Below are 20,405 nucleotides of genomic sequence, written 5' to 3'. Positions count from 1 at the left end.
TCTTTATATGGAAAGTGTCCCTATTCCACAAAACAAAAAGCGAAAGTCGAGTATGACTTTCGCTTTCTTCGTACTATCAGTGTTTTCCATGCAACTTAACAGTTCATCAGAGTTTAAAGTTGCCAACCAAGCCGTGAATTTCTGTTCCAGACTGTGATAGCTGCGTGCTGATTGACTCGGCATGCTGCAACGTCTCATTAATGTTGTTCACGATCTGTTGAATAGCCACTAAGTTTTGGTTGATGTCTTCTGCAACCGCGCTTTGTTCTTCTGCGGCAGACGCGGTTTGAATACCCATATCTCGAATTGTTCCGATAGAATGATGAACACCAGAAAGAGATTGCTGAATGAGCGCAGATTCTTCCGCCGTTTTGACACCTCGTTTTTGGCTCACCGACATCGTACTGACCGCTCTTGATACACCATTTTGTAGCTGCTTGAGCATGTCGCCAATTTCATGAGTACTATTTTGCGTACGACTGGCTAACGAGCGCACTTCATCCGCAACGACGGCAAACCCTCGACCTTGCTCACCGGCTCTAGCCGCTTCAATAGCCGCATTTAGGGCCAACAAATTCGTTTGCTCGGCTATCTCGCCAATCACATCCAGCACTTTGGTTATTTTTTCGGTCTGTAAACTCAACTCAGAAATTGCATCTGACGTGCTGTCTATCTCCGTCACGAGTTCGGTAATGCCTTCTATTGCTTGCTCGACCTCATGCTGAGCGGCGGTGACTTGACTGTTGGCATCGTCAATTGCCTGCGCGGTCGCATTAGTATTGCTGGCTACTTCTTTGGCAGTCATGCTCATTTGCGTCACTGCCGTCACGACTTTGTCCGTCTCTAAACAGTGATCCTGCATTTGACCGCTCGCTTGGCAGGTCTGAGTGTTCAGGCTTTGAGAAACGGTCTGTACTGTCGTCGCAGAGCGATGAATGTCCTGCATCAGTGGGTGCAGCTTATCCATAAACTCATTAAACGCGGCCGCCACTTCACCGACTTCATCCTGACTTTCGACTTTTAAACGAGCCGTTAAGTCACCGCCGCCTGCGGCAACATCTTTTAATGAAGCCGCGACATGTTGTAATGGCTGAATACCTTTAGACACCACGATACTTGTGAGAACACTGGTAATGATCAATCCAATAGCGGAAATCAACACGGCAGATAATGTATGCTCTTTTAGCTCTTGAGTCTTTAACTCTCTGTGCATCGCAACTTGCTGGTCGATGTCATCAATATAAACGCCAGTACCTAAAACCCAGTCCCATTTCGATAGATATTCTGCATAGCCTAGCTTAGGCGCTTGTGCGTCAATGGTCGGTTTGTGCCACGAGAAATAGAGGAACCCATCCCCTTTTTGAGAAGCGTCAATCAAGCCCGCAATAACTGCGACCCCATTTTCATCTTTTAAGTCGTAAAGGTTTTTACCCTCTAATGCAGGTTTGATGGCGTGCAACGTATTCACACCTTGAGAGTCGTAGGCAAAAAAGTAGCCATCGCTTTCAAAGCGCATGGCTTTCAGAATTTCTTTTGCTGCCTCTTTATTACTTCCATTTACATCCGCGTCGTATAACGGTTTTATCGCCGTCACGCCCATCATCATGTAGGCTTGTAACTCTTTCTTTTTCGTTTCGATGAGCTCTTGCCTGTCTCTTGCCAGCTCCGCTTCCAAACTTTTACTGCTGTTGATGTAATACACCACTGAGATCAACGTAGTGATCAACAACAGCGGAATTAGGGTTATCAGCAGCAATTTATTTCGACTTTTCAACACCATGGTTTCCACTACCTCTTTTTCTTTTCAGACTTGCAAACTCCGCGCAACTTGTCTGTGAGGTAGGCGAGAATTTTCCCTTCCTCGGTCAGATTAATACTCTGGAGTTTGATGTGAATTATCTTCTCGTTATATATGCTCGGGCGGTCAGACTTTGAATTGTGTTAAAATCCGGTCATCAAATTGGAGATCTCACATGCAAACACTAGCAGGAAAGAAAATTCTACTCGGCATCAGTGGCGGTATTGCCGCGTATAAATGTGCGGAGCTAACCCGTCGCCTCATAGAGAGAGGAGCGCAAGTTCAAGTTGTAATGACGAAAGCCGCAAAAGAGTTCATTACCCCTTTAACCATGCAAGCCGTTTCGGGCCGTCCTGTCTCGGACAGTTTACTAGACCCAGCAGCGGAAGCCTCTATGGGCCATATTGAATTGGCCAAATGGGCAGATTTAGTGCTATTAGCGCCAGCGACCGCGGACTTAATCGCGCGCATGTCCGCAGGCATGGGGAACGATTTACTTACCACGCTCGTGCTCGCGACGGATTCCCCTGTTGCTGTTTCTCCTGCGATGAATCAACAGATGTATCGCAATATCGCAACCCAAGAGAACATCGCTACGTTAGCGCGTCGTGGTATGCACATCTGGGGCCCTGCGGCAGGAGAGCAAGCCTGTGGTGATGTAGGACCAGGTCGAATGCTGGAACCAATGCAGCTAGTACATCTATGTGAACAGTTCTTTCAACCAAAATTGCTAGAAGGTAAGTCGATACTCATTACCGCCGGACCAACTCGCGAAGCGATTGATCCAGTGCGTTACATTACTAACCATAGCTCCGGGAAAATGGGCTATGCATTGGCGAGCGCCGCAGCGCAGATGGGAGCAAAAGTCACCCTCGTGAGCGGTCCTGTCAGTTTAAATACGCCCGTAGGTGTTGAGCGCATTAATGTTTCCAGTGCACAAGAGATGCACGAAGCCGTTATGACACATGCAAACAGGCATGATGCCTTTATTAGCTGCGCTGCCGTTGCCGACTACCGCCCACAAACGATCGCGTCTCAAAAGTTGAAAAAGACAGAAGACAACGACGAAATGGTCATTAATATGGTTAAAAATCCTGATATTGTTGCATCTGTGGCAGCAATGACGGAGAAGCGTCCGTTTACCGTCGGTTTTGCGGCTGAAACCAATGATGTAGAGACCTATGCTCGAGGCAAGTTAACAAAGAAAAACCTCGATATGATCTGTGCAAACGACGTTTCGGTTGCAGGGCAAGGATTTAACAGCAACGACAACGCAATTACCCTTTACTGGCCTGAAGGTGAACTTGCGCTCGCTTTAGAATCAAAAGAAGCATTGAGCTTTAAAATTCTCGAAAAAATGCATCAATTGATGTAACTAACGTTTGAAAACCCTGCCAATTTTTTACAAAAGCTGGCATAAATTTGGTACAAAAATGACAACTAAGGGTGTTAAATCTCCCATTCCACCCTTAGTGGTCTAGTTTGAGGCGAAATAGCGTCTTATAATCCCCTCCGCTCAACTTTGTATTTTGAAAGGAAGTAACTAATGGCCGGCAGTAAAAAATCCAACCGTCGTGAAGAGATCTTACAAGCATTGGCAGAAATGCTTGAATCAACAGATGGCGCTTCACGCATTACTACGGCAAAACTGGCCAAGCAAGTCGGCGTTTCAGAAGCCGCGCTGTATCGTCATTTCCCAAGTAAAGCGCGCATGTTCGAAGGGTTGATTGAGTTCATTGAAGAAGCCTTGATGACACGTATCAACCGTATTCTAGACGACGAAAAAGATACACTAGAGCGTATTCGTATGGTGATGCACCTTATTTTGGCGTTCTCTGAACGTAACCCAGGTCTGACACGCATTTTGTCGGGTCATGCTCTAATGTTTGAAAATGAACGTCTACGTGAACGCATCAATCAACTCTTTGAGCGTATAGAAACACAATTGCGCCAAATCCTGCGTGAACGTAAGATTCGTGAAGGGAAGTCTTTCCCTGTCGAAGAGCGCATCCTAGCCGCGCAAATTCTGGGACAAGTTGAGGGGAGCCTAAACCGCTTTGTGCGTAGCGACTTTAAATACCAGCCGACTGCAAACTTTGACGAGTACTGGGCGCTTTTGAGTGCACAAATAAAGTAAAAGACTATGAGTAAAGACAAATACACGCAGCCCGAGTTTTCTCTTTCACTTCTTCACCCTCGTAACTGGGGCGTATGGCTTGGTTTTGGTCTGTTGGCCATCCTCGTCAATATTCTTCCTTATCGGCTGCTGCTTTCATTAGGTCGTTCACTCGGTAAACTTGGCATGCGCTACGGTAAAAAGCGTGTCCACGTTGCTCAGCGTAACTTAGAATTGGCCTTTCCAGACAAAACACCTGAAGAGATTCAACATATTGTTGAAGAGAACTTCAAAAATACCGGTATGGCACTGATAGAAACCGGAATCACTTGGTTCTGGCCGACTTGGCGCTTTAAAAACCTGATCGTCGAGAAAGATCTCGGCGCACTGCGTGAAAAAGCCAAAGAAGGTAAAGGCGTCCTACTTTGTTGTGTCCATGCTCTTAATCTAGAGATCACTGCGCGTGCTTTCGCCGTGTTAGGCGTGGCCGGGTACGGCGCGTTTCGTCCGCATGATAATCCTGCTTATAACTTTATCCAGTATTGGGGACGAACACATAACGGCAATAAACTGATTGATCGTAAAGATGTAAAAAAGATGATTCGTGTTTTACGCAGCGGTGAGCGTCTGTTCTATTTACCAGATCACGATTACGGTCGCAAAAAATCAGTATTTGTGCCCTTCTTTGCCGTAGACGATGCGTGTACGACAACAGGCACGAGCATTCTGGCGTATACCTCAAAATGTGCGATCATCCCAGGCTCAGGGTTTCGCAATGACGAAGGAAAATACGACATCATCGCCGATAAGTGCATTGAAGCCGATTATCCACAAAAAGACGAAGTCGCCGCTGCCGCTTATATGAACAAGTATGTGGAAGAAGTCATTCTACGCGCTCCAGAGCAATGGATGTGGCTCCATAAACGCTATAAAACCATGCAAGATGAGCATGTCGAGAAAGGCATTCGCTATAAGTAAGTGGTCAAGGCGATAAATCCAAAAACAAAAAAGGGCAGATGAATATCCATCTGCCCTTTTTACTTTTTCAGAAAAAGTAACGAATTAAATGCCGTATTCTGCGCGGTACGCTTTGACTGCTTCTAGATGCTCTTTGTCTGTGCCTTTCTCTTCAAGGAAAGTCACAAGGTCAGTCAGGCTAACGATCGAGATGATTGCACAACCAAAATCACGCTCCACTTCTTGGATCGCAGACAACTCACCTTTGCCTTTTTCTTGGCGGTCAATCGCAACCAACACACCAGCAAGGTCTGCGCCATTTGCTTGAATGATTTCCATCGATTCACGAATCGCAGTACCTGCTGTGATTACGTCATCCACTAGCATGATTCGACCTTCAAGCGCAGAGCCTACAAGGTTACCGCCTTCGCCGTGATCTTTCGCTTCTTTACGGTTGAAGCAGTAAGGCGTGTCGATATCGTGGTGATCCGCCAGCGCGACTGCTGTTGTCGTCGCGATTGGGATACCTTTGTACGCCGGGCCAAACAGTACATCAAACTCAATGCCAGAATCAGCGAGCGCGGCTGCGTAAAAACGACCAAGACGCGCTAGGTCACGACCAGTATTGAAAAGACCAGCGTTAAAGAAGTACGGGCTTTTACGGCCAGATTTCAAAGTAAACTCACCAAACTTAAGAACTTCTTTCTCAAGTGCAAACTCAATAAATTCACGCTGGTATGCTTTCATTATTTTCTCTCTATGTCCTTGGTTTCTTGTGTCTCTTCTCGACAATCATTCATTTCTCTATTGTCGAGATAAAAAAATAGCCCCCATAATGGGAGCTATTTAAATCAATTGGCTAACGCCGCCTTCTGCGCTGCGACAATTTCCGTAATGCCGACTTTCGCCGACTCTAGCAGAGCCATCAGCTGCTCGTGACTGAACGGTTCACCTTCTGCGGTGCCCTGAATTTCAATCATCTTGCCTTCTTCGGTCATTACGACGTTCATGTCTGTGTCTGCCGCTGAATCTTCAACGTATTCAAGATCACACAATACTTCATCGCCTAGCAAGCCGACAGAAACTGCCGCTACGTGGCCTTTCATTGGATTCGCTTTTAGCTTGCCGCTATCTACTAGGTGTTGGAATGCATCGGCCATTGCAACACTTGCGCCGCTGATGGATGCAGTACGCGTACCACCGTCAGCTTGGATAACATCACAGTCAACGGTGATCATGAACTCACCCATGGCTTTTAGATCGACAACAGCGCGTAGGCTTCGCGCGATAAGACGCTGAATTTCCATCGTACGGCCGCCTTGTTTGCCACTTGCCGCTTCACGACGAGTACGCGAATGTGTTGCTCGAGGTAGCATGCCGTATTCAGCTGTAACCCAGCCTTTACCTTGACCTTTTAGCCAACGTGGCACAGATTCTTCGACGGTCGCATTACACAACACTTTGGTGTTACCGAACTCAACTAGCACTGACCCTTCAGCGTAAGCTGTGTAGTTACGAGTAATTTTGATAGGGCGAACTTGATCCGCCTTGCGATCGTTTGGACGCATGGGCATCTACCTTAAATATGAGGAGAAGACGATTTGGTTGGGCGAAGATTATAACGGAATCGATTCCGGATTCATAGGTTACGCATCTGGCACAACATAAACAATCCATACATCCCGCGCACCTATCGACGCAGCGTGATACACTCTTGAAGTAATTTTCAAAAAATGAAGACAGGAAAATTCGATGATTTACAGTATGACAGCGTATGCACGCAAAGAAGTAAAAGGCGATTGGGGTTCTGCGGTATGGGAAATCCGCAGCGTGAACCAGCGTTATTTAGAAACATACTTCCGCATGCCAGAGCAATTTCGCGGGTTAGAGCCCGTTTTACGTGAGCGTTTTCGTAAGCGCTTAGCGCGAGGCAAAGTAGAATGTAATCTACGCTTTGAAGCAAACCCTGCCGCAAAAGGTGAGCTTAGCATCAATGAAGCGCTTGCTAGCCAGGTAATTAAAGCCGCTGAACAAGTCATGCACATGACTGGTGAACTGAGCCGAATCAATCCATTTCAAGTCATGCAATGGCCGGGGGTAATGGAAACGCCAGAGCAAGACATGGATGCGGTAAATAAAGTGCTACTAGAAGCGTTTGATGGCGCAATGGATGAATTTATTGAAGCGCGCGCTCGTGAAGGCGAGAACATGAAGGCGCTAATTGAGCAACGCCTAGAAGCGATCACATCAGAAGTTGTGAAAGTGCGCGCACGCATGCCAGAAATACTAGAGTGGCAACGTGAGCGTCTGTTCTCTAAGTTTGAAGATGCGAAAGTAGAGTTAGAACCATCTCGCGTTGAGCAAGAGCTTATCCTTCTGGCACAGAAATCAGACGTAGCAGAAGAGCTAGACCGTCTTGACTCTCACGTAAAAGAAACAACAAACATCCTGAAGAAAGGTGGCGCAGTCGGTCGTCGTCTAGATTTCATGATGCAAGAGTTCAACCGTGAATCGAACACGCTAGCGTCGAAATCCATCAGCACCGACATCACCGCATCGGGCGTTGAACTGAAAGTTCTAATTGAACAGATGCGTGAGCAGATCCAAAACATTGAATGATCTAAAAGTCATCGAGTATTGAAACAAAAAAGCCCCGCTAATACGGGGCTTTCTTTTATTCGTCTTTTTCCAAGGTTCTGTTATCAACGTAGGGCCAATAATGGTGCCCAATTCTGATCAGCAAAGTAGCCGCAGCCAAAATAAACGCAGCCAGAGATAACCACACAACCAAAACTGCATCCAGTTCTTTCATTCCGAGTGTGATGTAGCGGGCGATGGCCATCATCGCGATGTAGATAGGATAGCGTACCGGAATTTTACCGTTCATCACGAACTGCTGCACCATGGCGAGCACTTCCAGATAGATAAACATCAAAAGAATATCTGTGAGCAAGACACGCTTCTCTACAAATACGTGCACAAACTCTTGCATCATGGCGTACAACGTCGCCAAGGTAATAGAGACTAATAACACCGCCTCCAAAATATGGAAGATTTTCAGGAAAGGTCGACTAAAGGATTTCGGTAAATTCGACGGCATGGTCCATTATCCAAACAAAGAAAATAGGCCTTGAGTTTAGCATGCAACGATCTTCAATCAATCAGAATAAACATCAGTGCAAATCGACTCCAAGTCCTGGCATTTGCTTATAAAAACGCTCCGATTATTTGGCGGAGCGCTTTTGTGTTATAGGACCTGTGGCATCACTTACGCCACTTGCTGCTTTTTTTCAGCTACGCGCTTTTTCTTCCGATATTTAGGGTGAGTGATCGGAATCGCAGATAGGAGTTTTTTGGTGTATTCGTTTTGCGGGTTTGCATAAATTTCTTTAGCACTGCCCGCTTCTACCACTTTGCCAAAATACATCACGGCAACTTTGTCAGAAACATGTTTCACCACAGAGAGATCGTGAGAGATAAATATGATCGCCAAGTTCATTTCTTGTTGCAGTTGTAGCAATAGGTTCAAGATTTGCGCCTGTACCGACACATCTAACGCAGATACCGATTCATCACAAATCAGCAGTTTAGGCTTCAATGCAATCGCGCGAGCGATACCGATACGCTGCCGTTGTCCGCCTGAAAATTCATGTGGATAACGGTTTACTGCCGTTTCTGGTAATCCCACTTTGATTAAAAGCTCTTTTACCCATTGTTTACGCTCTGTTGGCGTGCCAATTTTATGAATAACAAACGGTTCTTCCAGAATCATACCGATGGTATGACGCTGATTGAGTGACTCCATTGGGTCTTGAAAGACGATTTGCATGTCTTTACGCAGCGAGCGCATCTCTTTCACAGACAATTTTGTGATGTCTTTACCTTCAAAGAAAATCTTACCTTCCGTTGGCTCGTATAACTTTAAGATCGTGCGACCAAGGGTGCTTTTACCACAACCTGACTCACCAACTAGCCCCAGTGTTTCACCTTCAGAAACAGACAGTGAAACTCCGTCTACCGCTTTGATGGTGTAGCCTTTCTTGAACAGCCCTTTACCAGAAACAAAGTGCTGCTTAAGATTTTCAATTCTTAATACTTCTTTTGCCATAACATCCTCTTTTATGACTGGTTCACTTTGCTCAGTTAACTGGCAAACATACTGGCATCAATAGGCTTGATATCGATCATCTGCTTTGGCTCATTATCTAAGCTCGGCATCAGCCCCATCAAACGCTCTGTATATGGGTGCTGTGGGTTATCAAACAACTCAAAAATTTCTGCTTTTTCGACAATACGCCCGCCATACATCACGGCAACATCATCACACACTTCTGCCACAACCCCGAGATCGTGAGTGATGAAGATCATCGCCATGCCCGTTTCTTCCTGAAGCTCGTTCATCAGTTCAAGGATAGACGCCTGAACCGTAACATCCAACGCTGTAGTCGGTTCATCACAAATCAGAATATCCGGCTTACAGGCCAATGCCATCGCGATCATGACACGCTGGCGCATACCACCAGATAGGTTATGGGGATACTCATTCAATCGCTTCTCTGGCATTGGAATTTTTACTTTTGCCAGCATTTCAATCGAGTACGCCTCCCGCTCCTTTTTGTCGAGCTCAGGTCGATGGAGCTCAAGCACTTCACATATTTGACGACCAATGGTATGCACTGGGTTAAGCGCCGTCATTGGGTCTTGGAAGATGATCGAAATGCGATCGCCACGCATGGCGTACATCTCTTCCGCAGGCAAATCAACTAGGTTGGTGCCGCGATAATTCACTTCACCTTTAATGATGTTGCCATATGGCTTAGGTAATAGCCCCATGATCGACATTGAGGTTACGCTCTTACCACTACCTGACTCTCCCACCAGACCGAGTGTACGCCCAGCTCTCACATCAAAGTTCACACCATGCAGAACCTTCACTGGCCCATCATCGGTGGTAAATTCAACTTCGAGATCTTTAACACTTAGGATTACATCGTTTTCCATAACCAATCCTTACAGCTTATAAGTGTCATCTACGACAACAACAGGTTCAAAAGCTTTGCCTGATTTCATCGCTTGTTTCGTTTCTTTTTTGATATCACTATCAATCCAGTAAGTGCCATCGCCTATGATTGAACCACTGAACAGCGCCTCTGTCATGCGATTCATTGGCTTATCTGGAAACTTTAACCAGCGCCAGTGACCATAGCGGACATAAGGAACCATGTAGCCTGGGACGATAACGTGAGCATCAATGATGTCACGCTGAATCTCATGACCTAGCTGGATCTTTTTATCCATATCCATGCCAAAACGATACTCGATGATCTTTTCATCCAGTTCAGGCGTGCTGTAGTTTGTGAAAGAGTTAGTTTGCGGCTTGTTCGCATTGACTGAATGGAAATACTCCCAATACGTTGGGATCTCAGACGTACCCATATCTAAGAAAGCCAAATCGTGCTTTTTCTCACGTACGTATTTGAACATGGATGAGCCATCAACTAACTTGAGCTCAATATCCAGCCCTGCTAGCTTGGCTTGCTCACGCAAAAAGGCAATACGAGGAGTATGAACAGGTGTTCCGTAGGTCAGCTCGAAGCTTAAGCGCTCACCTTTATCATTGACACGAATACCATCAGAACCAATTTTGTTAAAGCCTGCGGCTTCGAATGCCTCGGCCGCTTTTGCGGGATCAAACTTCGGTGCCTTAGCATCTGGTAGGGTGTATTTACCATGACCATAACCGGTCGGGTTCGGTTTACGGGAGTAGTCGCCACGCATGACATTCTCTATCATGCCATCAAAGTCAATCGCGTAAGTAATGCCCTTGCGAATGTTTAAATCATCCAGCAAAGGCATCGCGGTGTTCATCCATACACCACCAGCCCCAACTGGAAATTGGTTGTAACCCCAGAACTTTTGAATGTATCCCTTTTGGTAAGGTTCCGTATTCGATTTATCATGCCATAAGCTTGGTAAAACAAGACCAAATGCATCCAGCTTCCCTTTCTCAAAGTGCTTCATCGCGATATCACTGTCGCGAATCACTGTGATGCGGATTTTGTCGACATTATAGCGATGTTGATAATACTTATTGCTGTAACCCCACCAGTCTTCACCGACATGCTTGAAGGTCACACTTTTACCTTTTTTAATGTCATCTAGGTAGTATGCACTGGTCGTTGGTTCACTTTTAAAATTGTAGTAGCGGACAAAGTTGTCATGTATACCGTCACCATTTTCATCTTTTGAAGGGTTAGCATAAAAATGTGCGGGACGTGGGCGCAGAGCCCCCATTCGTAACAGCAATTCTTCCGGATTGAACTCTTTCGCCGCCTTAACAGCAAACGTGTGAGTGTCGTACTTGATAACATCCGCAATCGTTTTGTTGTAGTAATCGTTGTACCAAGGTTCCAAGATATCTTTGGAACGATAAAACTTCAGCATGAACACGAAATCGTCGGCAGTCACAGGTTTGCCGTCCGACCATTTGGCTTCAGGGTTGAGTTTGAAATAGACCGTTTTGTTGTCACCTGCTAACGCCCACTCGTTAGCAAGCTCAGGGATGAACTCTAAAGTATCTGGGTGGCGGACCACCAAGCCTGGTGTTTCATCTAAGATAAAAGAACGTAGCCCTGCATTAGCATCTGGGCCAACACTACGTAACGTCTGCGGGAAACTTGACATAAAGGTGCGATAAGTCCCTCCACGTTTCGCTTCTGGCGAACCATATTGAGGCTCATCCCAGTTTGTTTGCCAGTCTAAGTCGGTCGGAAGCGTTGCTGACATTGCACCAAAACTCAGGGCGCTCAGCGTGGACGCTAAAAATAATTTCTTCATAAAACTTCCCTTTTTTATGTTTTGCTCACAATGCTCGCTTAAACATAGCGTGTGAATTTTTTCGGGTCGAAAGCCGCTCGAATGGCTTCACCAATAAAGGTCACCATTACCAGAACCAGAACAATAGAAGTCACTACTGACGCAACAATCCATGGCGAATCTAAGTTTGACTTACCTTGTTGCAGTAGTTCACCCCAACTTGGCGTTGGTGGCATCAAGCCTAAGCCTAGGTAATCGAGAGCAGTCAGTGCTGTGATGTTAGCTGCAATAGTGAAAGGCGCTAGGGTTACAATCATCACCATCGTATTTGGCAAGATGTGATTAAACAAGATACGTCCGGTCGATGCCCCTAAAGCACGAGCCGCCATTACATATTCTCGTGCCGCTTCTTTATAGGTCATGGTCCGCATGTACCAAGTCATCCCCATCCAAGTGAAAAGCACGTTAATAGCGACAAAGAGAGCGAACGTCGGTTGAACGATTGAGACAAGAATCATAATGACGTACAAAAACGGGACCATTGACCAGATTTCGATAAGTCGCTGTACAAACAAGTCAAATTTACCGCCCCAAAAGCCCATAGCACAACCGACTGCAGTACCGATCGCGTAGGAAATGGCCATCGTAAGCAACGCAAATCCCATCGCCGTTCTGAATCCGTAGACAAGTCGCGCCAAAATATCGCGACCTATCACATCTGTACCTAAATAATGCTTATTTTCGGCGCTAGGTGCTGTTGGCGGGAAATCACCACTAAAATCTTGTTCATATGGGTTCCATGGCACAAGCGGCAAAATAACAAAGTTGTCGCCCCCTTCGGCCTCAAACGCTTTTTGCAGTACGCGATAATCCGCTTCGCTGGATGACTCTTGGCCGAATTCGCTACCTAAACGTACGTCACTGACAACAGGAAAATAGTAGCTACCATCGTACTTGACGACTAGCGCTTTACTGTTAATCAAAAGTTCGGCGAATAGAGAAAGGATCAACATGATAGAAAGAGCAACAAACGACCAATAGCCTCGTTTGATCTCTTTAAAGTGACGAATTTTCTTTTGAGTTAATGGACTAACTTTAATCATGTTACGCTCCAAACTTCACACGTGGGTCGACTAAAGCAACACAAATATCTGAAATGATGTTACCAATGAGCAGTAACAACGCATTAATGGCGACAATACCCATAACAACAGGGTAATCACGCTCCATGATTGATTCGTAACCCAATAAGCCAATGCCATCAATATTGAAGATAACTTCAATCAGGAAGGCACCGGTCATGAAGAACAACAAAGAGTTACCAAAGTGACTCGCGATTGGAATTAAGCTGTTACGCAACGCGTGCTTACGAACTGCTTTTTTGAAAGGTAATCCTTTCGCAATTGCGGTGCGGATGTAATCTGAGGAAAGGTTTTCCATCAGGTTATTTTTCATTGTCATCGTCAGCGTGGCAAAATCACCAATGAGGTAACAGATCAAAGGCAACACCGCATGCCACATAATGTCTTTAGCGCGTTCAAAGAAGGTTTCGTAATCGTCGAAGTCATCGCCGACAAAGCCTCCCATCGGAAACCATTCCAAGTGATAACTAAATAACGTGATCAGCAATACACCCACCACATAACCTGGTAGCGCGTAGCCTACGAAAATGAGTACTGAAGAAGCGGAATCAAACACAGAACCGTGCTTGAGCGCCTTATAGTAACCAAGAGGAATCGAGATAAAATAACTAATAAAGAAGGTCATGCCGCCATAAAACAACGACACTGGCAAACGCTCTGCGATCATGTCCGAGACAGGCTCGTAGTAACGCGTCGACTCGCCAAGATCTAGCATTACCAAACGACTTAACCACTCGACGTACGCTTCCGTTACAGGTTTATCCAGGCCATAAAACGCATTCAGCTCCGCGATTTGATCGTCAGAAAGGGCCGTATTACCACCCGCAGACGTCATTGATGCGGCGCCGTCCCCCTGGGACTGCATTTGTGACAACATGCGTTCAACAGGTCCGCCAGGCACGAAACGAGTGATAGCAAAGATGAGAATAGTTATCCCGAGAAACGTTGGGATAACCAACGCCAAACGGCGTAAAAAGTACGACAGCATATACAACTTGCTCCTTGTCTACTGTCCAGTTCAAACGGAGTGAAAGAGGATATTTTCCGCCCAAAATGGTGCATATTTATCTCGTAGTAACTAAAACTGTTGAAGCACACTCCCTGCGCCTCAAGAGCTAGACTTTTCTACTACTGCAATAATTTCAGCGTCATATTTATCTTGAATCCACATCAGCTTCAAGTGTTTGAAACCAAAACATGACAAACTTCCTTCGATGTCGAAAAACAGAAATGTTTTTGTAAAAAATTATAAAAAACCACAAAAATAATTCATACAGAATATCAATCTAGGCTGTTTAGAGCCAAAACCCTACATAAAAATGCACCCTAAACACATAAATAGACACATAATCCAAGGTTATATTTGACCTAAAAATACGAGTGAGCCCTTTAACCGCAATGGGTATCATATTTTGATACCACCTAATAAGTTCGAGCTAACAAAGTATGGATTCGATATAAAACTCATCTCAGAACAATTCACTGGAAAAATATCTTTTTCCAGATTCAATTACCCACTAAAAAACCATAGGCAAGATAAGTCATTAAAGTTTATAAGAAACACAAAATACGGTGTTTTATTGAAATTTAATCTCGATTCATAAACCTTACTCGGTTTTTTATTCCGCCTTTTAAATAAAGTCTAGTTATTTACATCTTTTTTACATTTAAGCATCCCCGTTTACCACTGGTTTGACTTCCTTTTTTCATCTCGGTTATACATTGGCCGAACGTTAACGAAATATTAACGTCACATTTGGCCGCTATGCGGCCAGACATAGGAAATAATAATAATCGGAGCAACAAGGATGTATAAAAACACAACCGCTTTATCTGTTGCGATAAGCCTTGCTTTGGGGACAGCAGCAGTTGCAGCCCCAGCAACAGCACTGGCAGAAGAGCAGCAAGTTGAAAAACTTCAAAAGATGAAAGTTACTGGTTCGCGTATCTCCACGACGGATATGGAAGGTCCTTCACCAGTTACTGTTATTAATAGTAAAGACATTGAGTCTAAAGGCTTTAACAGCGCGCAAGACGTATTGAACAGTTTGACCCAAAACACAGGTGGTGTAATGGCTCAAACAGACTCTTTCTCGTTTACACCAGCAGCGCAGTCAGTCAACTTACGTGGCCTTGGCGCGTCGCGCACATTGATTCTTATTGATGGCCGTCGTCTTCCTCAATACCCGCTAGCACAAAATGGTACATCTAACTTCCAAGATATCGGCCAAATCCCTGTCGCCGCTATTGAGCGTGTTGAAGTAATGACCGACTCAGGTTCTGCTATCTACGGCTCCGACGCAATCGGTGGTGTCGTAAACTTCATTTTAAAGAAAGACTTTGATGGCGTTTCTGTAAAAGTACGCGCGGGTGACGCGACGGATGGTGGTTACCAAAATGGTCGTTTAGACGTTGTAGCTGGCAAAAACTTTGACGACAAACGTATTCTCTTCGTTGGCCAATTTGCGGGCAACGAAATGCTAAAGCAATCTGACCGAGATGATTGGGCTGGCGATGACGGTTCTAGCCGTTCTCAGCTAAGTGGCTACTCTAGCTACGGTGCAAACTTTGAAGGCGCCAACGGAACACTTCTAACACCAGCTGATGCTGGTTCTTCATGTAAAGAAGTCGTTGGTGATGCCGCGATTGAACGAGCGGATGGAAAGTGTGGTGTTAACCGTTCTGCATACCGAACATTAAAACCAGAAAACAAACAAGTAGACCTACTTTTACGTGGTGAAATGGACATTAACGACAATGTCACTGCCATGGCAGAAGCCCGTTTTGGCTACAAGTCTACAGAATCTGAATTCGAACCTAACCCTTACAGCGTTGAAGTTGATGCCACTCACTTCCGCGGCGAAGGCGAATACACTCGCCGTATGGTCGAATTTGGACCACGCGAAAGTAACACTGAAGCCGATTCTTTTGGCTTAACCTTAGGCTTGAACGGCCTGCTTGCTGATACGTATGATTGGGACCTATCCGCTGGTTACTCTGAGCAAAGCGTTGAAACAAGCAACCCAGCAATCTTTCTAACTCTCGACCAAGCTGTACAAAATGGTGATGTCGATCTTCTAGGGCCTATCTCACAAGACGTTGTAGACAAATACAGCGGCACTTCAAGCAAAGAAGCTTACTCAAAGCTTTACTCTGTTAACGGCTCACTGGCTGGTGATTTGGTTGAACTTCCTGCAGGTATGTCTGGCTTTGCTGTTTATGGTGAATGGAACCGTACTGACTACAATGAGACGATTGATGCTACAACAGCAGCTGGTGGTTTCTCTGGTCTAGGTGGAACGTCAGGCGGCGGTGACCGCGATCAGATTGGTCTTGGTGTTGAAGCTCTTATTCCTATCATTGAAGATTTAGAAATGACTGTCGCTGGTCGTTACGACCACTACTTCGACGACTCGGCAACTGGCGGCGCATTCACTCCTAAAGTAGCCCTAGCATACCGTCCTACTGACACCCTATTGCTACGTGGTAGCTACGGTCTAGGCTTCCGAGCTCCAGACTTGAAGCGACTATTTGGTGATCAAACTCGAGGCTTTGGTTCTGGCTTTGACCCAGAGCTTTGTACCAATGCTGGTGGTAGCGGCCCACAAGATAAAGATAAGTACCCAGAGTGTGATACTCAGTACTTCGATACGCTTAATGGCCCTAACTCAGAGCTGAAAGAAGAAACAAGTACAAACATTAACTTGGGCCTAGCGTGGGAGCCTGTGGATGATCTTGGTGTAACCGTTGACTGGTACCACATCAAAATGGAAGACGTCGTAACTGCACCAACTTACCAAGATGTAATTAACGATCCAGGTAAATACCCAGGTACTGAAGTCGTTCGTAACCCAGATGGCACCATCAAGTCGGTATCCTATGGTCCAGTGAACCAGTCGTATGAAGAGCGTTCTGGTATTGACCTAGCGATCAAATACGCATACGACACTAATGAGTTCGGTTCATTTAACACGCGTGTTGCTGTAACGAAGATCTTGATTGCTGAATATCAAGAAAACGACAGCGAACCTGTAACGGATGAAAGAGATTTCATGCCTGAATACACCGCAACGTTAAATCTTGGCTGGGCATATGAAGATGTCGCTATCAACCTATTTGGTAAATACCGCGACCGTATGTGTTCAAGCTACGCAAACCGTTACTACTTTGATGACTGTGATTCTGCTAAAAAAGCGGGTTACAAAGCAGAAATCGCTAGTATGACAACGTGGAACCTAACGGCTTCTTACCAATTCAACGAGAGTGGTCGTGTAACTCTTGGTGCTATCAACATGTTTGACAAAGTACCGCCTGCAGATCCTCTAAGCGATACCTCTCCATTCTATGCAACTGGGTATGACGATCCAATCGGACGTCAGCTATACGTCGAGGCATCATACGACTTCTAAAAAATATTTGGCGCGGGTTTTCCGCGCCCTTTTCGACTGACTAAAACACTGACAAGGATGCAACCATGAAATTCAAGGAATTTGGTCTCAGTGCCATAGCTGCAGCATTGCTTACTATCAGTAGTAGCTCTATAGCGGCCAACTCTGGTGCTGTCGTTTCCACACAAGCAAAAGCAAATCAATCTTCAGAAGCTTCGCAACAAAAAATCGACAATTATGCCGAAAGTACTGAAGGCATGTTGGCAGAATACAAAGGCTTACTACGTCAAATCGACAGCATGAAAGTCTACAACGAGCAAATTAATCGTATGGTTCAATCACAGCAAGGTGAATTGGACTCATTAAATAACCAAATTGCTCAGATCGATCAAACGGCAACAGAAGTAGTGCCACTAACACTTAAAATGATCGATGCACTCGATGAGTTTGTGACTCTCGATCTGCCTTTCCAGAAAAAAGAACGTAATAAACGTGTCCAAGAACTGCGTCGTCTCATGGATCGCGCCGACGTAACGACTTCTGAGAAATTCCGTAAAGTGATGGAAGCCTACCAAATTGAAGAAGGCTTCTCTCGCTCAATTGAATCTTACAAAGCTAGCCTAGATAGAAATGGGGAAACCGTGACTTACGACTTCCTACGTATTGGTCGCACGGCGCTTTTATTCCAATCTCCAGACGGTGGTGAGACAGGTATGTGGAACCAACAAACACGTCAATGGGAAACATTACCGGAAAGCTACCGCATAGCGGTACAGCAAGGCCTTCGTATCGCGAAGAAGCAAGCGCCACCAGCGCTAATCAAATTGCCTGTATATGCTGGGGAGGAATAAGAGATGAAAGGATTCAAAACTCTAGCCGCTGGTCTACTAGCGAGCTTATTTATGGTTTCAGGCGTACAAGCAGAAACGCCTAAAAACCTATCTGAACTACTCAAAAACGTAAAATCAGAAAGCATCGTTGAGTCAAAAGAGAACAAAGCCCGAGAAGCTGAGTTCAAGAACAACCGAGATAAGCAAGCGGCATTATTGCAACAGGCTCGTGAAGAGCTAGCTTCACAGCAAGCACTGGGCGATCAACTTAAAGCGACATTTGATGAAAACGATAAGCAGCTGACTGAACTAACAGAAACCTTACGTGTTCGCTCTGGTACTTTGGGCGAAATGTTTGGTGTGGTCCGCCAATATGCGGGCGAGTTTAAGGGCTTATTTGCTGCCTCTCAAAACGCTGTTCAGTTCCCAGAGCGTGACGCTCTACTAACGAAACTGGCTGAAAGCAAAGAACTGCCATCAACACAAGAGCTAGAAGCATTCTGGCATACCATTCTTCAACAAGTGGTTGCCTCAGGCGAGACAGCAACAACCCAAGCAACGGTTGTTTATGGCGAAGGTAAAGAAGCGGTTCGCGATGTTACTCTTGTCGGTGAATTTAACGCGATTGCCGATGGTAAGTACGTTACTTATGTACCTCAAACAGGTAAGTTCGAAGAACTCTCTCGACAGCCTCGCACCAATATTACACGTCATGTTGCGGGCTTTGAGTCAGCGTCAAACAGCTATGAGCCACTGTTTATTGACCCATCCCGTGGTGTAATTCTGTCTCTACTTGTACAAAGCCCTACCGTTCAAGAACGTATTGATCAAGGTGGCATTGTAGGTTACGTCATCCTTGGTATGGGTGCAGTTGGCGCTATCATTGCTCTAGTTTGCTTCCTACGCCTTCAAGTGATTGGCGGTAAAATGCGTAAGCAAGCGAAATCAGAAACCGTGATTCCTGGTAACCCTCTGGGTGAAGTTATCCAAGCTTACCAAGAACACAAAGGTGACAACCTTGAAGATCTTGAAGCGAAACTGGACGAAATCATCCTACGTAACGCACCGAGCATTGAACGCTTTATCAGCTCAATCAAACTGTTCGCTTCTGTAGCACCACTTCTAGGTCTACTGGGTACGGTAATGGGTATGATCGGTACGTTCCAAGCAATCACACTATTTGGTACAGGTGATCCTAAGCTAATGGCTGGCGGTATCTCTGAAGCACTTGTTACTACGATGCTTGGTCTGGTTGTCGCAATTCCTCTACTGTTCCTGTACACCATCGTACACAGTAAAGGTCGTCGTTTGGTTCAAACTCTTGAAGAACAGAGTGCAGGCTTCATCGCTCGCTATCAGGAAAAACTACATAAAGCCGAAAGCTAAGGAGGCGTTATGTGGTGGTTAGTTGGAGAACTTGAATCAATTAGGCGCTTCTTGGGAATGGGTGGCGATGTACTCGTCGCCATCTTCATCCTCAGCTTTATGCTGTGGGCAGTATTGTTAGAACGTTGGTTCTATTTTGCTGCCGTCGCTCCAAAAGCCATGAAAAAAGCCGTTGGCTCATGGCAGGGGCGCTCAGAGCACCAGAGCTGGAACGCTAAGATGATCCGACAAGAAATTGTTTCTCGTCAGGACATTGAGAATAAAAAGGGCCTGCCAATCGTGAAAGTATTGATTGCGCTTTGTCCCTTACTGGGCTTGCTCGGCACCGTTGTTGGCATGATCCAAGTATTCGACATCTTAGCGGTAACAGGAACAGGAAGCCCTCGAGCAATGGCCTCGGGGATCTCAAAGGCAACAATCCCAACTTTAGCCGGGATGGTGGCTTCTCTATCAGGACTGTTCTTTAGTTCACGTCTTGATCATTTAGCCAAAGTCACAACGCAAAAGCTGGAAGATAAGCTAAAGCATATTGCCTGAGTAAATGGAATTAGAGGTATAGGTCATGAAAAGACGCTATAGCAGTGATAGCAGTGATGAAACCGCTATCGATATGACACCGATGCTCGACATCGTATTCATCATGTTGATCTTCTTTATCGTAACAACATCGTTCGTAAAAGAAGCTGGTCTAGAAGTAAACCGCCCGACGGCAAGCTCTGCGCAAACCGTGAAAAAAGGTAACATCATGGTCGCAGTTGGTGCGGCGGGTGATGTTTGGGTTGATAAACGCCGCATCGAAGTGGACGCGGTTCGCGCGAATATTGAACGTCTTCGTGCAGAAAGCCCTGATGGCGCAGTTGTTATCCAAGCCGACACTGAAGCAAATGCTGGCGTAGTCGTGAAGGTTATGGACCAGATCAAAATGGCAGGTGTAGAAAGCATCTCCATTGCCGCAACCAATAAGGATTAAGC

Annotated in this window: 18 protein-coding genes; 9 read left to right on the top strand and 9 right to left on the bottom strand. The window is 45.6% G+C overall.

Annotated elements, in window-relative coordinates; genetic code table 11:
* Positions 1-106 precede the first annotated feature (106 nt).
* Positions 107-1,780: a methyl-accepting chemotaxis protein gene (locus tag NL626_RS15385; RefSeq protein ID WP_253657534.1), complete on the bottom strand. Its 1,674-nt coding sequence runs from the start codon at positions 1,778-1,780 to the stop codon at positions 107-109.
* 193 nt (positions 1,781-1,973) lie between these two features.
* Here NL626_RS15385 and coaBC point away from each other — a divergent pair, with 193 nt between their 5' ends.
* The 3 genes from coaBC to NL626_RS15370 all read left to right on the top strand — a co-directional run bounded on the left by coaBC (position 1,974) and on the right by NL626_RS15370 (position 4,892).
* Positions 1,974-3,173, top strand: coding sequence for a bifunctional phosphopantothenoylcysteine decarboxylase/phosphopantothenate--cysteine ligase CoaBC (coaBC, locus tag NL626_RS15380; RefSeq protein ID WP_064353527.1), 1,200 nt, complete (start codon positions 1,974-1,976; stop codon positions 3,171-3,173).
* Between the two features lie 171 nt (positions 3,174-3,344).
* Positions 3,345-3,935, top strand: a complete 591-nt coding sequence (slmA, locus tag NL626_RS15375) for a nucleoid occlusion factor SlmA (protein WP_005379386.1) — start codon at positions 3,345-3,347, stop codon at positions 3,933-3,935.
* A 6-nt stretch (positions 3,936-3,941) separates the two neighbouring features.
* Positions 3,942-4,892, top strand: coding sequence for a Kdo(2)-lipid IV(A) acyltransferase (locus NL626_RS15370; RefSeq protein ID WP_213869970.1), 951 nt, complete (start codon positions 3,942-3,944; stop codon positions 4,890-4,892).
* A gap of 84 nt (positions 4,893-4,976) precedes the next feature.
* On the opposite strand, the gene pyrE is transcribed toward NL626_RS15370, so the two are convergent.
* Positions 4,977-5,618, bottom strand: a complete 642-nt coding sequence (gene pyrE / locus NL626_RS15365) for an orotate phosphoribosyltransferase (protein WP_005379384.1) — start codon at positions 5,616-5,618, stop codon at positions 4,977-4,979.
* A 104-nt stretch (positions 5,619-5,722) separates the two neighbouring features.
* A complete protein-coding gene (rph, locus tag NL626_RS15360) occupies positions 5,723-6,439 on the bottom strand; it encodes a ribonuclease PH (protein WP_031780917.1) in 717 nt (238 codons plus the stop codon).
* A gap of 184 nt (positions 6,440-6,623) precedes the next feature.
* On the opposite strand from rph, the gene NL626_RS15355 reads away from it, so the two are divergent.
* On the top strand, positions 6,624-7,490 hold the full coding sequence (locus NL626_RS15355) for a YicC/YloC family endoribonuclease (RefSeq protein WP_151514496.1): 867 nt from the start codon (positions 6,624-6,626) through the stop codon (positions 7,488-7,490).
* Between the two features lie 55 nt (positions 7,491-7,545).
* On the opposite strand, the gene NL626_RS15350 is transcribed toward NL626_RS15355, so the two are convergent.
* The 6 genes from NL626_RS15350 to NL626_RS15325 all read right to left on the bottom strand — a co-directional run bounded on the left by NL626_RS15350 (position 7,546) and on the right by NL626_RS15325 (position 13,817).
* Positions 7,546-7,971 carry a phosphate-starvation-inducible protein PsiE gene (locus NL626_RS15350; protein ID WP_047103769.1) on the bottom strand — a complete coding sequence of 142 codons (426 nt, stop codon included), beginning with the start codon at positions 7,969-7,971 and terminating at the stop codon, positions 7,546-7,548.
* 168 nt (positions 7,972-8,139) lie between these two features.
* Positions 8,140-8,979: an ABC transporter ATP-binding protein gene (locus NL626_RS15345; RefSeq protein WP_005379372.1), complete on the bottom strand. Its 840-nt coding sequence runs from the start codon at positions 8,977-8,979 to the stop codon at positions 8,140-8,142.
* Positions 8,980-9,014: 35 nt separating this feature from the next.
* Entirely contained in the window at positions 9,015-9,872 is an 858-nt protein-coding gene (locus NL626_RS15340) for an ABC transporter ATP-binding protein (RefSeq protein WP_005379371.1), read from the bottom strand.
* A 9-nt stretch (positions 9,873-9,881) separates the two neighbouring features.
* Positions 9,882-11,708: an extracellular solute-binding protein gene (locus NL626_RS15335; RefSeq protein WP_225473522.1), complete on the bottom strand. Its 1,827-nt coding sequence runs from the start codon at positions 11,706-11,708 to the stop codon at positions 9,882-9,884.
* Between the two features lie 38 nt (positions 11,709-11,746).
* Complete coding sequence (locus NL626_RS15330) at positions 11,747-12,790, bottom strand: ABC transporter permease (RefSeq protein WP_005379369.1); 1,044 nt, start codon at positions 12,788-12,790, stop codon at positions 11,747-11,749.
* A gap of 1 nt (position 12,791) precedes the next feature.
* Positions 12,792-13,817 carry an ABC transporter permease subunit gene (locus NL626_RS15325; RefSeq protein WP_005384771.1) on the bottom strand — a complete coding sequence of 342 codons (1,026 nt, stop codon included), beginning with the start codon at positions 13,815-13,817 and terminating at the stop codon, positions 12,792-12,794.
* An 820-nt stretch (positions 13,818-14,637) separates the two neighbouring features.
* Between NL626_RS15325 and NL626_RS15320 the strand changes: the two genes are divergently transcribed.
* The 5 genes from NL626_RS15320 to NL626_RS15300 all read left to right on the top strand — a co-directional run bounded on the left by NL626_RS15320 (position 14,638) and on the right by NL626_RS15300 (position 20,403).
* Positions 14,638-17,238, top strand: coding sequence for a TonB-dependent siderophore receptor (locus NL626_RS15320; RefSeq protein ID WP_213893906.1), 2,601 nt, complete (start codon positions 14,638-14,640; stop codon positions 17,236-17,238).
* A 65-nt stretch (positions 17,239-17,303) separates the two neighbouring features.
* Positions 17,304-18,068 carry a DUF3450 domain-containing protein gene (locus NL626_RS15315; RefSeq protein WP_005379365.1) on the top strand — a complete coding sequence of 255 codons (765 nt, stop codon included), beginning with the start codon at positions 17,304-17,306 and terminating at the stop codon, positions 18,066-18,068.
* A gap of 3 nt (positions 18,069-18,071) precedes the next feature.
* Positions 18,072-19,433 carry a MotA/TolQ/ExbB proton channel family protein gene (locus tag NL626_RS15310; RefSeq protein ID WP_005384750.1) on the top strand — a complete coding sequence of 454 codons (1,362 nt, stop codon included), beginning with the start codon at positions 18,072-18,074 and terminating at the stop codon, positions 19,431-19,433.
* 9 nt (positions 19,434-19,442) lie between these two features.
* Positions 19,443-19,970, top strand: a complete 528-nt coding sequence (locus tag NL626_RS15305; protein ID WP_005379363.1) for a MotA/TolQ/ExbB proton channel family protein — start codon at positions 19,443-19,445, stop codon at positions 19,968-19,970.
* Positions 19,971-19,995: 25 nt separating this feature from the next.
* On the top strand, positions 19,996-20,403 hold the full coding sequence (locus tag NL626_RS15300) for a biopolymer transporter ExbD (protein ID WP_005379359.1): 408 nt from the start codon (positions 19,996-19,998) through the stop codon (positions 20,401-20,403).
* Positions 20,404-20,405: the final 2 nt, after the last annotated feature.

Source organism: Vibrio sp. Y58_MX_L22 (assembly GCF_024181865.1).
Classification (GTDB): domain Bacteria; phylum Pseudomonadota; class Gammaproteobacteria; order Enterobacterales; family Vibrionaceae; genus Vibrio; species Vibrio alginolyticus.
This window is presented reverse-complemented; position numbering and strand designations above follow the sequence as displayed.